The organism is Streptomyces sp. SID14478 (genome assembly GCF_010548525.1).
In the GTDB taxonomy this organism is placed as follows: Bacteria; Actinomycetota; Actinomycetes; order Streptomycetales; family Streptomycetaceae; genus Streptomyces.
The window spans coordinates 1-1,591 of the sequence record NZ_JAAGMG010001207.1 but is presented as its reverse complement, the minus strand read 5'-3'; the positions used below and the strand labels follow the sequence as shown (position 1 = coordinate 1,591).

At 73.7% G+C, this 1,591-nt stretch carries 1 protein-coding gene and 1 pseudogene; both read left to right on the top strand.

Annotated elements, in window-relative coordinates:
• Window positions 1-78 precede the first annotated feature (78 nt).
• Window positions 79-1,185 carry an o-succinylbenzoate synthase gene (gene menC, locus G3I40_RS38660; protein ID WP_164559492.1) on the top strand — a complete coding sequence of 369 codons (1,107 nt, stop codon included), beginning with the start codon at window positions 79-81 and terminating at the stop codon, window positions 1,183-1,185.
• Window positions 1,186-1,274: 89 nt separating this feature from the next.
• Window positions 1,275-1,591: pseudogene (locus tag G3I40_RS38655) on the top strand (PucR family transcriptional regulator); the annotation flags it as partial.

Genomic DNA, 1,591 nt, shown 5'->3' with positions numbered 1-1,591 from the left:
GGTCCCGCGCGGACCACTCACCGTCGGCCGGCGACGCGACGGCTCCGGCCGCCACCTCCTCGTACGAAAGGACGCACCGTGAAACTCACCGGGGTCGAAGTCCGCGAGATCCGGCTGCCGTTGGTGTCGCCGTTCCGCACCTCGTTCTCCACCCAGACCGCCCGCACCGCGCTGGTGCTGCGGGCGGTGGGCCCAGACGTGGAGGGCTGGGGGGAGTGCGTGGCGATGGCCGACCCCCGCTACTCCTCGGAGTACGTCGCGGGGTGCGGCGACGTGCTGCGCCGCTTCCTCGTCCCGGCGCTCGCGGGGCGCGACCGGCTCGACGCGGTCGCCGTCGCCCCGGCCCTCGCCCCGTTCCGGGGCCACCGGATGGCGAAGGCCGCACTGGAGATGGCGGTACTGGACGCCGAACTGCGCACCCGCGGCGTGTCGTTCGCGAGGGAGCTCGGCGCCGTCCACGACCGCGTCCCGTGCGGGGTCTCCGTCGGCATCATGGACAGCGTGCCGGAACTGCTCGACGCGGTCGCCGGATATCTCGACGCCGGATATCTCCGGATCAAGTTGAAGATCGAGCCCGGCTGGGACGTCGAACCGGTACGGGCCGTCCGCGAACGGTTCGGCGACGCCCTGCTGCTGCAGGTCGACGCCAACGCCGCCTACACCCTCGCCGACGCCCGGCACCTGGCCCGCCTCGACCCGTTCCAATTGCTGCTGATCGAGCAGCCGTTGGACGAGGAGGACATCCTCGGCCACGCCGCGCTGGCGAGGACCGTCAGCACTCCCGTCTGCCTGGACGAGTCGATCACCTCGGCCCGCGCCGCGGCCGCCGCGATCACCCTGGGCGCCTGCACGATCGTCAACGTCAAACCCGGCCGGGTCGGCGGCTATCTGGAGGCCCGCCGCATCCACGACGTCTGCGCCGCCCACGGGGTGCCGGTGTGGTGCGGCGGCATGCTGGAGACGGGCCTCGGCCGCGCCGCGAACGTCGCGCTCGCCGCGCTGCCGGGCTTCACCCTGCCCGGGGACACCTCGGCCTCCGACCGCTACTACCGCACCGACCTGACCGAGCCGTTCGTCCTGGCCGACGGACACCTGCCGGTACCCACCGGCCCCGGGCTCGGTGTCACCCCGCTCCCGGACGCGCTCGACGAGGTCACCGTGCGCACCGAATGGATCCCGCTGTGAGGGTCCTTGTCGCCGCGGTCCTTCCCGTCGCACAATCCCGGTCGAGCCGGTGACGTGCGGTCGTGACGGCGGGACCTAGGGGCGGGGGCGTGCCGGACACCGTGAACGAGCGACCGCGAGCGAGCCTGGGACGGGTCCTGGAGGACCTCGGCACCACCCTGCTCGACCTCGTCTGCGGCGACGTGGAGAAAGCCGACGCGATCGGCGGCGTGGTCATCCACGACCCGCTGGACGAACCGGTGCTGCCGCACCGGGCACTGGTGCTCGGTGTCGGCGTCCAGCGGGCCGAGGACGTCGCCGCGCTGCTCACCGAGCTCGGCGCGGCGGACGCGGCCGCGCTGGTGATCCGCGCCCCCGCACCCGCCGAGCCCGCCGTCACAGCCGCGGCGCAGCAAGCCGGGGTCGC